The 15586-nt window shown below is 71.2% G+C and carries 12 protein-coding genes and 2 pseudogenes; 3 read left to right on the top strand and 11 right to left on the bottom strand.

Annotated features, from left to right (window positions below; genetic code table 11):
• From ctaD to NGF19_RS09950, 3 genes are all read right to left on the bottom strand, one after another.
• Positions 1 to 1644 (bottom strand): aa3-type cytochrome oxidase subunit I, encoded by a 1644-nt coding sequence (ctaD, locus tag NGF19_RS09960; protein ID WP_252424341.1) that lies wholly within the window; start codon positions 1642 to 1644, stop codon positions 1 to 3.
• 339 nt (positions 1645 to 1983) lie between these two features.
• Positions 1984 to 2649 (bottom strand): vitamin K epoxide reductase family protein, encoded by a 666-nt coding sequence (locus tag NGF19_RS09955; RefSeq protein WP_252424156.1) that lies wholly within the window; start codon positions 2647 to 2649, stop codon positions 1984 to 1986.
• A gap of 261 nt (positions 2650 to 2910) precedes the next feature.
• A complete protein-coding gene (locus NGF19_RS09950; protein WP_252424339.1) occupies positions 2911 to 4803 on the bottom strand; it encodes an ABC transporter ATP-binding protein in 1893 nt (630 codons plus the stop codon).
• Between the two features lie 78 nt (positions 4804 to 4881).
• On the opposite strand from NGF19_RS09950, the gene NGF19_RS09945 reads away from it, so the two are divergent.
• The gene (locus NGF19_RS09945; protein WP_252424154.1) at positions 4882 to 5646 is read left to right on the top strand and encodes a crotonase/enoyl-CoA hydratase family protein; all 765 of its coding nucleotides are present in this window, start codon (positions 4882 to 4884) and stop codon (positions 5644 to 5646) included.
• Between the two features lie 112 nt (positions 5647 to 5758).
• Positions 5759 to 7978, top strand: coding sequence for an NADP-dependent isocitrate dehydrogenase (locus tag NGF19_RS09940; protein ID WP_252424153.1), 2220 nt, complete (start codon positions 5759 to 5761; stop codon positions 7976 to 7978).
• Positions 7979 to 8094: 116 nt separating this feature from the next.
• On the opposite strand, the gene NGF19_RS09935 is transcribed toward NGF19_RS09940, so the two are convergent.
• Positions 8095 to 8427, bottom strand: a complete 333-nt coding sequence (locus tag NGF19_RS09935) for a hypothetical protein (protein ID WP_252424152.1) — start codon at positions 8425 to 8427, stop codon at positions 8095 to 8097.
• A gap of 135 nt (positions 8428 to 8562) precedes the next feature.
• Between NGF19_RS09935 and NGF19_RS09930 the strand changes: the two genes are divergently transcribed.
• Positions 8563 to 9099, top strand: coding sequence for an NUDIX hydrolase family protein (locus tag NGF19_RS09930; protein ID WP_252424151.1), 537 nt, complete (start codon positions 8563 to 8565; stop codon positions 9097 to 9099).
• A 95-nt stretch (positions 9100 to 9194) separates the two neighbouring features.
• Here the strand turns inward: NGF19_RS09930 and NGF19_RS09925 are convergent, their stop codons facing one another.
• The 7 genes and pseudogenes from NGF19_RS09925 to NGF19_RS09895 all read right to left on the bottom strand — a co-directional run bounded on the left by NGF19_RS09925 (position 9195) and on the right by NGF19_RS09895 (position 15519).
• Positions 9195 to 9635 (bottom strand): 2-thiouracil desulfurase family protein, encoded by a 441-nt coding sequence (locus NGF19_RS09925; protein ID WP_252424149.1) that lies wholly within the window; start codon positions 9633 to 9635, stop codon positions 9195 to 9197.
• Between the two features lie 45 nt (positions 9636 to 9680).
• A pseudogene (locus tag NGF19_RS09920) lies at positions 9681 to 10321 on the bottom strand (response regulator transcription factor).
• Positions 10285 to 11517, bottom strand: a complete 1233-nt coding sequence (locus NGF19_RS09915) for a sensor histidine kinase (protein WP_252424148.1) — start codon at positions 11515 to 11517, stop codon at positions 10285 to 10287. The pseudogene NGF19_RS09920 and the gene NGF19_RS09915 overlap by 37 nt, the downstream one beginning before the upstream one ends.
• A gap of 143 nt (positions 11518 to 11660) precedes the next feature.
• The gene (locus tag NGF19_RS09910; RefSeq protein ID WP_252424147.1) at positions 11661 to 12149 is read right to left on the bottom strand and encodes a CPBP family intramembrane glutamic endopeptidase; all 489 of its coding nucleotides are present in this window, start codon (positions 12147 to 12149) and stop codon (positions 11661 to 11663) included.
• A 506-nt stretch (positions 12150 to 12655) separates the two neighbouring features.
• Positions 12656 to 13066, bottom strand: coding sequence for a hypothetical protein (locus tag NGF19_RS09905; protein ID WP_252424146.1), 411 nt, complete (start codon positions 13064 to 13066; stop codon positions 12656 to 12658).
• 110 nt (positions 13067 to 13176) lie between these two features.
• Positions 13177 to 13509, bottom strand: a complete 333-nt coding sequence (locus NGF19_RS09900; protein WP_252424145.1) for a cupin domain-containing protein — start codon at positions 13507 to 13509, stop codon at positions 13177 to 13179.
• Between the two features lie 337 nt (positions 13510 to 13846).
• A pseudogene (locus NGF19_RS09895) lies at positions 13847 to 15519 on the bottom strand (TlrC/CarA/OleB/SrmB family ABC-F type ribosomal protection protein).
• Positions 15520 to 15586: the final 67 nt, after the last annotated feature.

Raw genomic sequence — 15586 nt, 5'->3', positions numbered from 1 at the left:
TCAGCTCGCCTTCTCGAGTGCGGCGATCTCGGGGTGGTGCAGGTCGAACGCCGGGGACTCGGACCGGATCTGCGGCAGCGACGCGAAGTTGTGCCGCGGCGGCGGGCAGGAGGTGGCCCACTCCAGCGAACGGCCGTACCCCCACGGGTCGTCGACCTCGACCTTCTTGCCGTACTTGGCCGTCTTCCACACGTTGTAGAAGAAGGGCAGCACCGACAGACCGAGCAGGAACGAGCCGATGGTGGACAAGGTGTTGAGGGTGGTGAAGCCGTCGGCGGCCAGGTAGTCCGCGTACCGGCGCGGCATGCCCTCCACGCCCAGCCAGTGCTGCACCAGGAACGTGAGGTGGAAGCCGGCCGTCAGCGTCCAGAACGTGATCTTCCCGAGCCGCTCGTCGAGCATCTTGCCGGTGAACTTCGGCCACCAGAAGTGGAATCCGGCGAACATCGCGTACACGACCGTGCCGAAGAGCGTGTAGTGGAAGTGCGCGACGACGAAGTACGTGTCGGAGACGTGGAAGTCCAGCGGCGGCGAGGCCAGCATGACACCGGTCAGACCACCGAAGACGAAGGTGACGAGGAAGCCCATCGTCCAGAGCATCGGTGTCTCGAAGGACAGACTGCCCTTCCACATCGTGCCGATCCAGTTGAAGAACTTCACACCTGTCGGTACTGCGATCAGGAAGGTCATGAAGGAGAAGAACGGCAGCAGCACACCGCCCGTGACGTACATGTGGTGCGCCCACACGGTCACCGACAGACCGGCGATGGCGATGGTCGCCCCGACCAGGCCCATGTAGCCGAACATCGGCTTACGGCTGAAGACCGGGATGACTTCGGAGACGATGCCGAAGAACGGCAGCGCCAGGATGTAGACCTCCGGGTGGCCGAAGAACCAGAAGAGGTGCTGCCACAGCAGCGCTCCGCCGTTGGCCGCGTCGAAGATGTGGCCGCCGAACTTGCGGTCGCACTCGAGCGCGAAGAGCGCCGCGGCGAGGACCGGGAACGTCATGAGGACGAGCAGGGAGGTCAGCAGCACGTTCCACACGAAGATCGGCATGCGGAACATGGTCATGCCGGGGGCGCGCATGCAGACGATCGTGGTGATGAAGTTGACCGCACCGAAGATCGAGCCGAAGCCGGAGAGCGCCACACCCATGATCCACAGGTCGGCGCCGAGGCCGGGCGAGTGGACGCTGTCGGACAGCGGGGCGTAGAGGAACCAGCCGAAGTCGGCGGCCCCGTCCGGGGTCAGGAAGCCGAGGGCCGCGATCGTCGAACCGAACAGGAAGAACCAGTAGGCCAGCATGTTCAGTCGCGGGAAGGCGACGTCGGGAGCGCCGATCTGCAGCGGCATGATCCAGTTCGCGAAGCCGGTGAACAGCGGCATCGCGAACAGCAGCAGCATGATCGAACCATGCATCGTGAACGCCTGGTTGAACTGCTCGGTCGACATGAGCTGCATGCCCGGCCGGGCCAGTTCGGCACGCATCAGCAAGGCGAGCAGTCCGCCGACGATGAAGAAGATCAGCGAGCTGACCAGATACATCGTGCCGATCTTCTTGTGGTCAGTGGTCGTCAGCCACTCCACCCACGCCGACCGCCGCGAAACATGCTCCACCTGTCCGGACGATTCGTCCGTCACGGAGACCTCGGTGCGCGTCGGCGCGGTCCCCACTTGTTCTATCTGTGCCTCGTCCACCGGACGGCATCCTCCCTGGGCGTGTGCGTGACGGGCCGGGAAGCGACCTGGGTGCGAGACGACCACGGCCACGACCCTTCCCGGCCGCGCATCATGATCGGCGCCTGGGTACCTGGTCCGGATAGGGCCGAAGGGCCCCCGCAAGGTCCCGGTCGAAGGGCCCAACGTCCCGAGCCCGCCGCCGGATCGGAGCAAGACGGACATACATGGCCCTCGACCCCGGGACCGGCAGAGGGCGGAAGGGACGGCCGAAAGGGACGGCCGAAGCGAGGAAGGGTGAGGTCAGAGCAGCGTCTGCCAGTAGGACCAGAAGCGCGTGGCGATCAGCATCACGATGGTCAGACACCAGGTGACCGGCACCACCCAGTGGAACTCCTGCACCCCGGCGACCAGCGCCTTCGGGGCCCGGATGATGCCGTGCCGGAGGTTGTGCACGGTGGTGTACCAGAAGAAGACGATGGTGGCGACCCACGCCAGGCAGCACCACAGGCACAACGACCCGATCTCGTACAGCGCCTGGCTCATCAGCCACATGCAGAAGCCCACCCCGAGCAGCCCGCCCGCGTTGAGCCCGAGCCAGAACCAGCCCCGGTAGCGGGCCCCGGCCAGCAGCGCCGCACCGGCCGCGACCACAACCGCGTAGGCACCCAGCCCGATCAGCGGGTTGGGGAAGCCGAACACGGACGCCTGGTCACTGGTCATCACGTTCGAACAGGACACCACCGGGCTCAGGTTGCACGCCGGGACGAAGTTCGGGTTCCGCAGCAGTTCGATCTTGTCGATGGTGATCACGAACGAGGAGAGGACCCCGAGCGCCCCGGTGACGATCAGCATCCAGGCGAAAGCACGGGACGCCCCGGTCGTGCCCTCCTGCGTGATCTCCCCTTGCCCTCCGTCGTCCGGGGCCGTGGTGGTGAGCTGGTGCACGGTGGCAGTGCTGCTGGTCATCGGGGTCGGTCCGCCTCGCTCGTGCTCGGTGCGGGCCGGTGGCCCGCGCGGGTCGATGGGTGGGTGTGCCCGTGCGGTCGGCGGTCGCCGCGTCCGGCTCCGTGCAGGCTCCCTCGTACGACGCCGTCCAGTCCGCCCGCGCACCACAAGTCCCGCCGCACCGCGGGCAGGCGGGACGACGGGACCGCGGGACCAGTGAAGTCAGTGGGTGGGACGGGCAACAGGGGCCGAACGGCCCTGGGACCCCGGGACCTGCCGTCCTTACCCGACGGCCTCCGGTTCGGCCTCCGGCGGTACGCCCGCCTTCTCGAACTGCGTGCGGTACAACTGCGCGTATCGCCCGCCCGCCGCGAGGAGTTCATGGTGCGTGCCCCGCTCCACGATCCGGCCCGACTCGATCACGAGGATCGCGTCGGCGGCGCGCACCGTGGACAGCCGGTGGGCGATGACGACGGCGGTACGGCCCGAGAGCGCCTCCGTGAGGGCCTCCTGGACCGCCGCCTCCGAGGTGTTGTCCAGATGGGCGGTGGCCTCGTCCAGGATGACGACGCGCTGACGGGCCAGCAGCAGCCGGGCGATGGTCATGCGCTGGCGTTCGCCGCCGGACAGACGGTAGCCCCGCTCACCGACGACGGTGTCGAGTCCGTCGGGCAGGGACCGTACGAGGTCGTCGAGCCGGGAGCGGCCCAGCGCGTCCCACAGCTCGTCCTCGGAGGCGTCCGGGCGGGCCAGCAGCAGGTTGGCCCGTACGGTGTCGTGGAACAGATGGCCGTCCTGCGTGACCATGCCGAGGGTCTCGCGCAGCGAGGTGGCGCTCAGGTCGCGTACGTCGACGCCGCCGACGCGGACGGCGCCCTCGTCCACGTCGTAGAGCCGGGGCAGCAGCCCGGCGATGGTGGACTTCCCGGCGCCGGAGGAGCCCACGAGCGCGACGGTCTGCCCGGGTTCGGCGCGGAAGGAGATGCCGCGCAGGATCTCCGTGCCGCCGCGCGTGTCCAGGGCGGCCACCTCTTCCAGCGAGGCGAGGGAGACCTTGTCGGCGGACGGGTAGCCGAAGCGGACACGGTCGAACTCGACCGCCACCGGGCCGTCGGGGACCCGCCGCGGCTCCGCCTTCTCCCGTACCAGCGGTTCGAGGTCGAGGACTTCGAAGACCCGCTCGAAGCTGACGAGGGCGCTCATCACCTCGACGCGTGCGCCCGCGAGGGAGGTGAGCGGCGCGTAGAGGCGGGTGAGCAGCAGGGCCAGCGAGACGACCGCGCCCGGCTCCAGGGTGCCGCCGAGGGCGAACCAGCCACCGAGGCCGTAGACGAGGGCGAGCGCGAGGGCGGAGACCAAGGTGAGCGCGGTGATGAACGCGGACTGCGCCATCGCCGTCCGTACCCCGATGTCCCGCACCCGCCGGGCGCGCGCGGCGAACTCGGCGGACTCGTCCTCCGGCCGTCCGAAGAGCTTGACGAGGGTGGCGCCGGGCGCGGAGAAGCGCTCGGTCATCCGGTTGCCCATGGCGGCGTTGAGGTCGGCGGCCTCCCGTTGCAGGCGCGCCATCCGCCCGCCCATGCGCCGCGCGGGCAGGACGAAGACCGGCAGCAGGACCAGGGCGAGCAGGGTGATCTGCCAGGACAGGGTGAGCATCACGACGAGCGTGAGCAGCAGCGTGACGATGTTGCCGACGACGCCGGACAGGGTGTTGCTGAAGGCGCGCTGGGCGCCGATGACGTCGTTGTTGAGACGGCTGACCAGCGCGCCCGTACGGGTCCGGGTGAAGAACGCGACCGGCATGCGCTGCACATGGTCGAACACGGCGGTGCGCAGATCGAGGATGAGGCCTTCCCCGAGCGTGGCCGACAGCCTGCGGCCGAGGAGGCCGAGTGCCGCCTCGGCGAGCGCGATGAGGGCGATGAGCAGGGACAACCGGACGACCGTGCCCCGGTCTCCGTGCGAGACGATCGTGTTCACGACGCGGCCGGCCAGGACGGGAGTCGCGACGGCGAGCAGTGCGGTCACCACACTGACCACGACGAACTGCGCGATACGGCGGCGGTGCGGGCGCGCGAAGGCGCCGATGCGGCGCAGGGTGGCGCGGGCGAAGGGTCTGCGCTCCTGCCGGGCGGTCATGACGCTGTGCAGTTGCTGCCAGGCGGTGGTCTCCATGCTCATGGGACAAACGCTAGGACCTCAAGCAATGTCGAGGTCAAGGAATCGAAGGAACCGAGTGAAAGGGGCGGCCTGATGCCGGTCCGGATCGAGCGCCAGGGGCATGTCGCCACCGTCGTCCTCTCCCGTCCCGGGGCCCGTAACGCGGTGGACGGGCCGACGGCCGCCGCGCTCGCCGACGCCTTCCGGGAGGTCGAGGCGGACGCGTCGGCGCGGGTGGCGGTGCTGTGGGGCGAGGGCGGGACGTTCTGCGCGGGCGCCGATCTGAAGGCCGTGGGCACCGAGCGCGGCAACCGCGTGGCCGAGGACGGCGACGGCCCGATGGGGCCGACCCGCATGCGGCTGTCCAAGCCGGTGATCGCGGCGGTCGCCGGGCACGCGGTGGCCGGCGGGCTCGAACTGGCGCTGTGGTGCGATCTGCGCGTCGCCGAGGAGGACGCGGTGTTCGGGGTCTTCTGCCGCCGCTGGGGCGTGCCGCTCATCGACGGCGGGACGGTACGGCTGCCGCGGCTGATCGGCACCGGCCGCGCGCTGGACCTGATCCTCACGGGACGTCCCGTACCGGCCCGTGAGGCGTACGAGATGGGGCTCGCCAACCGCGTCGTGCCGACGGGGCGCGCCCGCGCGGAGGCCGAGGAGCTGGCCGCCGCCCTCGCCCGCTTCCCGCAGGACTGCCTGCGCGGCGACCGCGCCTCGGTCCTCGACCAGGAGGGGCTGACGGAGGCCGAGGCCCTGCGCGGCGAGCTGCGCCACGGCATGAAGGTGCTGGCCGAGGGCCTGCCGGGCGCGGCCCGCTTCACGGCGGGGGCCGGGCGGCACGGGTCGTTCGACGATCAGTGACCGCGCATCGGCGGGCAAGGGACCGGTACCGACCGGAACCGCTGTCGAGTCAGAGGCGATCACGAGATATCTTGATGTCGAGCAATGTTGCAGACGTGGAGCGGAGCACCCGGTGACTGACTCGACCATCATCTACACACACACTGACGAGGCCCCGGCCCTGGCGACGTATTCCTTCCTGCCGGTGGTCCAGGCGTACGCCTCGCAGGCGGGTGTCACCGTGGAGACGCGTGACATCTCGCTGGCCGGGCGCATCATCGCCGTGTTCCCGGAGTACCTCCAGGAGGGCCAGCGCATCCCGGACGCCCTCGCGGAGCTGGGCGAGCTGGCCAAGAAGCCCGCCGCCAACATCATCAAGCTGCCGAACATCTCGGCGTCCATCCCGCAGCTCAAGGCCGCGATCGCGGAGCTGCAGGGCCAGGGCTACGCGCTGCCGGACTACCCGGACGACCCGAAGACCGACGAGGAGCGCGAGGTCCGCGCCCGCTACGACAAGATCAAGGGTTCCGCCGTGAACCCGGTCCTGCGTGAGGGCAACTCCGACCGCCGCGCCCCCGCCTCGGTCAAGAACTACGCCAAGAGCCACCCGCACCGCATGGGCGCCTGGACCCCCGAGTCCAAGACCAACGTGGCGACCATGGCCGCGGACGACTTCCGCTCCACCGAGAAGTCCGTGGTGATCTCCGAGGCCGGTGCGCTGCGCATCGAGCTGAAGGGCGACGACGGCTCCACCACCGTGCTGCGCGAGTCGGTGCCGGTCCTCGAGGGCGAGGTCGTCGACGCCGCCGTGATGCGCGTCGCCGCGCTGCGCGAGTTCCTGACCGCCCAGGTCGCCCGCGCCAAGGAGGAGGGCGTCCTCTTCTCCGTGCACCTGAAGGCCACGATGATGAAGGTCTCCGACCCGATCATCTTCGGTCACGTCGTGCGCGCCTTCTTCCCGAAGACGTTCGCGAAGTACGGCGAGACGTTCGCCGCGGCCGGTCTGACCCCGAACGACGGTCTGGGCGGCATCTTCAAGGGCCTTGAGGCCCTGCCGGAGGGCGCCGAGATCAAGGCCTCCTTCGAGGCCGAGCTGGCCGAGGGCCCGGAGCTGGCCATGGTCGACTCCGACAAGGGCATCACCAACCTCCACGTGCCCTCCGACGTGATCGTGGACGCCTCCATGCCGGCCATGATCCGCACCTCCGGTCACATGTGGGGCCCGGACGGCCAGGAGCACGACACCCTCGCGGTGCTGCCGGACAGCAGCTACTCGGGCGTGTACCAGGCCGTGATCGAGGACTGCCGCGCCCACGGCGCCTACGACCCGGCCACCATGGGCTCCGTCGCCAACGTCGGCCTCATGGCGCAGAAGGCCGAGGAGTACGGCAGCCACGACAAGACCTTCGAGATCCCGACCACGGGCACGGTCCGTCTGGTCGACCAGAACGGCACCGTCGTCCTGGAGCAGACCGTCTCGGCCGGCGACATCTTCCGCGCCTGCCAGGCCAAGGACGCCCCGATCAAGGACTGGGTGAAGCTCGCCGTCACCCGCGCCCGCGCCACCGGTGACCCCGCGGTGTTCTGGCTGGACGCGAACCGCGCCCACGACGCCAACCTGATCGCCAAGGTCGAGCAGTACCTGCCGGAGCACGACACCGAGGGCCTGGACATCCGCATCCTGTCCCCGATCGAGGCGACCAAGCTGTCGGTGGAGCGCATCCGCCGCGGCGAGAACACCATCTCCGTCACCGGCAACGTCCTCCGTGACTACCTCACGGACCTGTTCCCGATCCTGGAGCTGGGCACCAGCGCCAAGATGCTGTCGGTCGTCCCGCTGATGGCGGGCGGCGGCCTGTTCGAGACGGGCGCCGGCGGTTCCGCGCCCAAGCACGTCCAGCAGCTCGTCAAGGAGAACTACCTGCGCTGGGACTCGCTCGGCGAGTTCTTCGCCCTGGTGCCGTCCCTCGAGCAGTACGCGAAGACCACCGGCAACGCCCGCGCCCAGGTCCTCGCCGACACCCTCGACCGCGCCACGGCGACGTTCCTCAACGAGGACAAGTCCCCGACCCGTCGCGTCGGCGGCATCGACAACCGCGGCAGCCACTTCTACCTGTCCCTGTACTGGGCGCAGGAGCTGGCCCGGCAGACCGACGACGCGGAGCTGGCGAAGGCGTTCGCGCCGCTCGCCGAGACGCTCGCCGCGAACGAGCAGAAGATCGTCGACGAGCTGATCGCCGTCCAGGGCAAGCCGGCCGACATCGGCGGCTACTACCAGCCCGACCCGGCGAAGGCCGCGGCGACGATGCGCCCGTCGGCGACGTGGAACGACGCCCTGGCGACGCTGGCGTAACCACCGCCGCGTACGCACAGCCGCCCCGGCCGGATCGCATCCGGCCGGGGCGGTCTGTTGTCAGGGGTGGGCCGGCGTCACAGGCAGGCGACACCGGCAGGCGACAGAGGCCGTCGTCAGAGGCCGTCGTGATGGGTCCGAGCGCTGTCCGGGGCTAGCGCCTGCCGTAGCCGCTCGATGTCGGGGGCGCCGGACAGGCCCTCGGGCGTGCGGTACACCCGGCAGGCCAGCCCTGGCGTACGGCCGGGCTCGGCGAACGGGTCGCGCCCGTCGATCAGGATGGTCGGGGAGCCCGTGAACCCGCTCCGCTCGGCCTCGGCCCGCTCGGTGATCACCCGCGTGGTGAAGCCGACCTCACCCAGCCCCACGTCGTCCAGGGCCTGCCGCAGCCGTTCGGCGGCGACCTTCTCGTTCGGGCAGTCCGGCACCACCAGCACCTCGATCTCCATACCTCCAGCATCCCGTACCACCGGGCACACGGAGCAGGCTGGTTCCGGGACCGCCGGTCACCCGGTTCGGTGTGAGATCCGTCTGACCTGGAGCACCACGCACACGGCGCGGGCCTGTCGCCGTACGATCGGGCAATGCCTGACACGACCGAAACCACGCCCGGCTGGCTGGCCTCCGACGACCTCGAGCTGGCGCGTGCCCGCATGCCGATCCTGTACGTGGAAGCGGTGCCCGTGCGCGTCGACGAGAGCGGCGAAGTCACCAGCATCGGCCTGCTGTTGAGGATCGGCCCCGACGGGACCGTCAGCCGCGCGCTCGTCTCCGGGCGGGTCCTGCACCACGAGCGGGTCCGGGACGCCCTCCTGCGTCATCTGGAGAAGGACCTCGGCCCGGTGGCGCTCCCCCGCGTCCCGCCGTCCCTGCAGCCCTTCACCGTGGCCGAGTACTTCCCGACGCAGGGGATCACCCCGTTCCACGATCCCCGCCAGCACGCGGTGTCGCTCGCCTACATCGTCCCCGTGTCCGGTGACTGCCGACCTCGCCAGGACGCGCTCGACCTGGAGTGGTTCAGCCCGCAGGAGGCGTCCTCGGTCGTGGTGCAGAACGAGATGCCGGGCGGTCAGGGCGTACTGCTCAAGCAGGCCCTCGCCCATGTCGGCTGCCTGTCCTGACCGCTGCGTCCGGCCCGGCGCCCTGCTCGACGGAGAGCGGCGCCGGGCCAACGCCCGCCAGGAAAGGGGGAGTTGACCGGGGAGTTGACACTCCGTCAGGCCGGGTCCACCTCGATGCCGTGGCGCCGCAGCAGCGCCGCCGCCACACCGTCCCCGGGGCGCAGGGTGCCGCTGAACGTACCGTCGTAGATCTGTCCGCACCCGCACGACGGGCTGCGGGCCATCAGGACCGCCTTGCGGGCCCCGGCGGCACGGGCGGCGTCCAGCACCTGACGCGCGCCGTCGAGGAACTGCTCGGTGCAGTCCACGCCCGTGATGTCGACCACCCTCGCGCGGCCCTCCAGCACGTCCTCGCCGTCCCCGCCGACGATCTCGGCCGGTTCACGCGGGGTGGACAGACCGCCCGCCACCTCGGGGCAGAACACGACCGCGCTCCCCTCGGCGGCCAGCGCCCTCCCCCGCTCCGACTCCACCACGCGCCCGTTGTACCGACAGGGCACACCCGTCAGACACGCACTGACCACCACCGGTTCCATGGGAACCACCCTATCGACAGCGGCGCCGACACTCGCCGGGCCCCGTCACCCCTTGAGATACGCCGGCACGGCCCGCACCCGCCGGTTGTCGTCGTCCGACGCCTCGATCCCCAACTTGCCGAAGATCGCCGCGATGTGCTTGGCCACCGCGCTCCCGCTGATGTGCAGGGCGCGCCCGATCGCCGCGTTCGACCGGGCCTCGGCCATGAGCTTCAGCACGTCGTGTTCGCGCGGGGTGAGCCCGCCGATGCGTCCCCGTGCTCGCTGCGCGTCAGCAGCCTGGCGATGGCCTGCGGGTCCATGACCGTGCCGCCGGAGGCGACCGCGCGGACCGCGTCGAGGAACTGTTCGGTGCGGGTGACCCGGTCCTTGAGCAGATAGCCGACGGCGCCGTCGCCCGAGGCCAGCAACTCGTGGACGTACAACTGCTCGACGTACTGGGACAGGATGAGCACGGGCAGGCCCGGTCGGTCACGGCGCGCCTCGATGGCGGCCTTGAGGCCCTCGTCGGTGAAGGTCGGCGGCAGGCGGATGTCGACCACCGCCACGTCGAGGTGTTCCTCGCGCAGGGCCTGTCGCAGCGCGGGGGCGTTGTCGACCGCGACCACCTCGCAACCGTGTTCGCGCAGGGTACGTTCCAGCCCGTCCCTCAGGAGGAAGAGGTCTTCGGCGAGGACGACGCGCACGGAATCTCCAGGGTCACGATGGTCGGTCCGCCGGGCGGGCTGTGCACGGCGACGGTGCCATCGAAGGTACCCAACCTCCGTTGTACGCCCAGCAGTCCGGTCCCGCCCGCCGGGTCCGCGCCGCCCTTCCCGTCGTCGGCGACCGTGACGCGCAGCCGGGCGCCGTCGTGCGCGGCCGTCACCCGTATCTCGTCGGCGCCCGCGTGTTTGCCCGCGTTGGCGAGGAGTTCGGCCACGGCGAAGTAGGCGGCGGACTCGACGGGCGCCGGAAGCCGGGCGGGCAACCGCACGTCCACCCGCACGTCGAGGAGGCTGTCCAGCGCCAACGACCGCAGGGCGTCGCCGAGTCCGCGGTCGGCGAGGATCGGCGGACGGATGCCCCGGACGAGCTCCCGCAGATCCTGGAGTGCCCGCTCGGACGCCTCGCGCACATCCAGCAACAGCGCGCGAGCAGCGTCGGGTTCGCTCGACAGCAGCAGGGTGGCCCGGTCCAGCGTCATACCGAGAGCGACCAGACGGGCCTGGGCTCCGTCGTGCAAGTCGCGCTCGATACGGTGCAGTTCGGCCGCGTGCACGTCCATCGCCTCGGCCCGGGTCTCAGTGAGCCGGGCCACGCGCCGGGACAGTTCGACGGTGGGCGGCACGGCCAGCAGACGGCGGGCCTGCCGTGCGTGCAGACGCAGCGCTACGGGGGCGAACCGTACGCCCGCCGCCAGGAACACGAGCGCGAGGGCCAGTGCGACGAGCATCGTCCGGGTGGAGCGGACCGGCACGAACGCGAACCAGTAGTCGTCACCGAGCCGCCGCCACAGGAACGGCTGCACCAGTGCGCCGAACACCCCGTGCACGACCAGTACGAGCGGCAGCGTGACCAGCAGGGCGCCGGTGACGGGTTCCAGCAAGGCCCAGCGCAGGTCCCGCCCGAAGCCGTCGTCGCCGAGGACCGCGGCGCTCCGCCGACAGGCCCGCCCCACGGACCCGGTCCGCCCGGACGATACGCGGGGCAGGGGCTCGGGCGGGCCGACCGGGGCGCCGGTCCAGCGAGTGAGACGGGTCCGGCACCGGTCGGAGGTGCGGCGCAGGACCGCTGCCGCGGGCGGCAGCAGCCAGAGACCGGCGCCGAGCGGGACCAGGAGCAGCGCGCCCACCACCAGGCTCGCGGCACCGAACACGGCGAGACCCTCCAGGCTCAGCACCTGACACCGGGCCAGCGCCCGTCGGGCACCGCGGACCGTGCGGTGCCGTCCGGAAGCCGTCCGCCCACAGCCATGCCTTCGCCGTTCCCCCTGCTCAGCCGGTCGGCGCGGTCAGCGCCCCGGATCGGGATCCTAGTGCCGCGTCAGGCAATGTTCGCCCCGTCGCGGCGCCCGGTACGCACTCTCGCCGCCCTGGTCCGCGCCGCCACCACCCAGGGCACCGCCGCCGTCAGGGCGGCCAGTCCGAAGAGCACCATGGGCAGCACCGTGCCCGACTCCTCGTCCATGGACAGGAGCATGCCCAGGTTCACCAGGGCGTGGAAGCCGCCCGCGAGGAGCAGCCGGTTCCCCCGGACCCGGTCCAGCCCGAGCCCCAGGATCACCGACATCGCTGTCGCGGCCAGCACGAACCCGGCCGCGTACGCCGGAGCGCGACCGAGGACCTGCACATGCCACAGACCCCACACCACGCCCACCACGACCGACGCCGCCAGGGGACGGAACCGGGTCTGCAACACGGGCTGGAGCAGACACCGCCAGCCGATCTCCTCGCCGCACGCGCCGACCAGTTGGGCGGCGGCGATCAGGACGAAGGGGTGGGCCAGTGTCCTCGGGTCCGACCCGACCGTCACCGCTGAGCAGGGCGTACGCGCCCGTCGCGAGCGCGATGATCCCGACGGCCGTGGCGAGCAACGCCCAGGAGGCGACGTCCCGGCTCGCCCGACGTGCGTCGCCCGACGGCGGCGTCGCGCCTCGGAGCACCAGCAGCGACCGGATCCGCATGGGCCACACCGCCGCCACGACCAGGACACCGAGGGCGGGTCCGAACTGGGGCAGCTCGATGATCTCGTCAGGAACTCCGAGGGCGGGCTGCACCAGGCCCAGAAGTCCCGCCCCTACGAACGCGACGGCGAGGAACACCCCTGTGGGAGCCACCCACTTGACCTTGGCGCGCCGGTCCGTTCCGTGCTTGTCTCTGTCGTACTTGTCCCTGTCGTGCCGCATGGCGCGAACCCCCTTCGGTGGAACCGGATCCATCGCCTTCGACGATGCCGGTCGGGGAGGTCGCGGGGACTGCCACCTGGGTGCCGAACGGGGGTGTACGCAGATACACCCCCGCGCCCCTGGCCACACTGCTTCAGCCGGTCGCCTCCCGGCGCGAGCGGATCTGCATGCCGGGGCGGCGTCGGTGGACGGTGAGGTAGGACATGCCGTGTTCTCCCGCGGCCAGGCTCCGGGTGGAACCGTGCGGCAGCCAGAGCAGGGCGCCCTCGCTCATCTGTCGAGGGTCGTCCTGCGCGGTCAGCGTGCCGTCGCCGGACAGGACGAGCAGGAGGACGTCGAGGTCCGGCTCGGTGTGGGTGTCGACCTGGTGCCCGGCCGGCAGATGCACGACGTTGGCGTCGAGCTGGCGCCCGGACTCGGCCAGCTTCCACAGGGCTCCGGCCGGGGCGTCGGGGAGTTCGGCGAGGGCCCGGGTGTCGCACAGCAGGCGCGGCACGGGGGCCGGGTTGCCGGGGTCGGGGGCGGGGGTGTGAGGGTCAGTCATCGCGGGTGATCCGTCCGTTGCGTACCCCTCAGGGGGGCCGGTTCAGGACGGGATCCTAGCCGTCGGCCCGGTGGCGCGGGGCCGCGAGCCGACGGCGAACGCCGTGTGGGTCAGGCGGCCTTGGCGACCGTCAGCAGGGCGGCGGAGTCTTCGAGGGCCTCCAGGCTGTGGCGGGCGGGCGGCACGAGGAGCAGGTCCCCGGCCATGCCCTCCCACGCGTCGTCGCCGCTGCGCAGCCGCACCCGGCCGCGCAGCACCAGCAGCGTCGCCTCGCCGGGGTTCTCGTGTTCGGCCAGAGCGGTGTCGGCGCGCAGGGCGATGAGGGTCTGGCGCAGGGTGTGCTCGTGGCCGCCGTAGAGGGTTTCGGCGCTACGGCCGGTAGGGGACGCGGCGGCCCGTTCCAGGTGTTCGCGGACGCGGGCGTCGAGGGAGAACTTCTGCATGGCGGTGGTGTGCCTCCTGTGTCAGTAGCGGATGCCGATACGACGCCGGCGGCGTTCGCTGGTGCCGGGTTCGGCGGGGTGGGATCCGGTCCTGGTCGTACCGCTGGACCGTGTGCACCTGCGCCGCCGCCACCAGTTCGGTCGCCTCGCGCCAGGCGAAGCGTACGCACCTGCCCTTGCCGCGGGCCCGCTTGCAGGTGGCGGCGCGCTCCGGATCGGCGACGAGCCACTCCCCTGCCCCGACCGGATCGGCGGTACGGCGCCGGTCGGGCGACTGCTCGCCGGGGAAGAGGCACTGCGCCGAACGTGGGGACCGCGGGAGCCGGGGTGTGGCGGCTCACCGGTCCAGGGCGGCAGCTCCCTCGTACAGCTCCAGATGGGACCCCGTGAACTCGGACCGCATACGGCGGTCGTGCTGTCACGAGCACCAGCGCGCCCTCGTAGCCGGTCAGGGCCTCCTCCAGTTCCTCCACGAGGGCGGGCGAGAGGTGGTTGGTCGGCTCGTCGAGCAGGAGCAGATCCACCGGTTCGGTCACCAGCCGGGCCAGTTCGATGCGCCGCCGTTGACCGTACGAGAGTTCACCGATCCGCAGGCGCAGGGCGTCGGGCTCGAACAGGCCGAGGGACAGCAGCCGGTCGGCGTGTTCGTCGCGGTCGCCGGGGCGTCCCTGGGCGTAGGCCTGGAGCACGGTGCTACCGGACGGCCAGGGGGTCTCCTCCTGCCGCAGGTGTCCGACGCGCCCGGGGACGCACACCGTGCCGGAGTCCGGCGGGAGTTCACCGGCGAGCACCCACAACAGGGTTGACTTGCCTGCCCCGTTGGGGCCGGTGACGAGCAGCCGTTCGGAAGGCGCGATACGCAGTTCGGGCAACCGCAGGCGTCCGTCGACGACCACGCCGTCGAGCGTGACGGCCGGCTCGGTCGTCGTGCTGTCCCCCGCGGTGGTGATCCGCGCGGTGAACTTCAGTGGGTCCGGCGGCGGGGCGACGGGGTGGGCGGTGAGGCGTTCGACGCGTTCCTTGGCGTTGCGGATGCGGCTCATGGCGCCGTGCACGCGTCCGCGGGCACGGAAGGCCCCGTCGCCGAAGACGGCCTTCTCCATCTTGCGCGGGATGGCGTCCAGTCGGTCGGCGTGAGAGCGGGCCAGGCGGCGACTGCGCTCGAGTTCCTCGCGCCATGTGTCGTACTGGAGTCGGCGACGGCGGCGTTCGGCCGCCTTGGCCGCGAGATAGCCCGCGTACCCGTCGCCGTGCCGGGAGACACGTCCGGCGTCGATCTCCAGGACGGTCGTGGTGAGGCGTTCGAGGAAGACGCGGTCGTGGGTGACGGCGACGACGGTGCCGCGGTGGGCGCGCAGATGGTCTTCGAGCCAGCCCACGGACTGGTCGTCGAGGTCGTTGGTGGGTTCGTCGAGAAGGAGGAGTTCGGGCTGGGAGGCGAGCGTGGCGGCGAGTGCGAGCCGTGAGCGTTCGCCACCGGACAGGGTGCCGAGGCGTCGCCGCCGGTCGAGCGAGGGCAGGCCGAGCCCATGGAGGGCGGCGTCGACGCGGACGTCGGCACGGTATCCGTCGCGCGCCTCGTACTGTTCGGTCAGCCGCGCGTACGTCGCGAGGGTGGCCGTGAGGTCGGCACCGGAGGCGGTCTGCCCGAGAGCGGCCTCGGTGCGGCGCAAGTCCGCTTCGAGGGCGCGCAGTTCGGCGAGGGCGAGGTCGACGGCGTCCTGGACCACGGCGTCGGAGGGCAGCGCGAGGGTCTGGGCGAGGTAGCCGATGCCGCCGGGAGCGGTGACGGTCACTTCGCCGCTGTCGGACTGCTCTTCACCGGCGAGCAGGCGCAACAGGGTTGATTTGCCTGACCCGTTGTCGCCGATGGCGCCTGCCTTCTCGCCGGGGGCGAGAGAGAAGGTGCACTGGTCGAGCACCGGTGCGCTCGTCGTAGCGCTTGGTGACGCCGTGCAGGGAGAGTTGGGAAGCGGAGGAGGGGGTGGTGGAGGAAGAGGGCGCGGGCATGCGACAACCCCTGTTCTCGGACGTGCCGATCGAAACGGAATCGAGTACACCGAGACGCCACGACGGC

It is taken from the genome of Streptomyces macrolidinus (assembly GCF_023887685.1).
Taxonomy (GTDB): Bacteria; Actinomycetota; Actinomycetes; order Streptomycetales; family Streptomycetaceae; genus Streptomyces; species Streptomyces macrolidinus.
The sequence above is the reverse complement of the archived record's forward strand: the minus strand, read 5'-3'. Positions and strand labels throughout refer to the sequence as shown.

Coding starts and splice junctions, on each gene's coding strand:
- NGF19_RS09955 (WP_252424156.1), bottom strand. CDS start 2,649: ATGACCAGCAGCACTGCCACCGTGCACCAGCTCACCACCACGGCCCCG.
- NGF19_RS09950 (WP_252424339.1), bottom strand. CDS start 4,803: ATGGAGACCACCGCCTGGCAGCAACTGCACAGCGTCATGACCGCCCGG.
- NGF19_RS09945 (WP_252424154.1), top strand. CDS start 4,882: ATGCCGGTCCGGATCGAGCGCCAGGGGCATGTCGCCACCGTCGTCCTC.
- NGF19_RS09935 (WP_252424152.1), bottom strand. CDS start 8,427: ATGGAGATCGAGGTGCTGGTGGTGCCGGACTGCCCGAACGAGAAGGTC.
- NGF19_RS09930 (WP_252424151.1), top strand. CDS start 8,563: ATGCCTGACACGACCGAAACCACGCCCGGCTGGCTGGCCTCCGACGAC.
- NGF19_RS09925 (WP_252424149.1), bottom strand. CDS start 9,635: ATGGAACCGGTGGTGGTCAGTGCGTGTCTGACGGGTGTGCCCTGTCGG.
- NGF19_RS09905 (WP_252424146.1), bottom strand. CDS start 13,066: ATGACTGACCCTCACACCCCCGCCCCCGACCCCGGCAACCCGGCCCCC.
- NGF19_RS09900 (WP_252424145.1), bottom strand. CDS start 13,509: ATGCAGAAGTTCTCCCTCGACGCCCGCGTCCGCGAACACCTGGAACGG.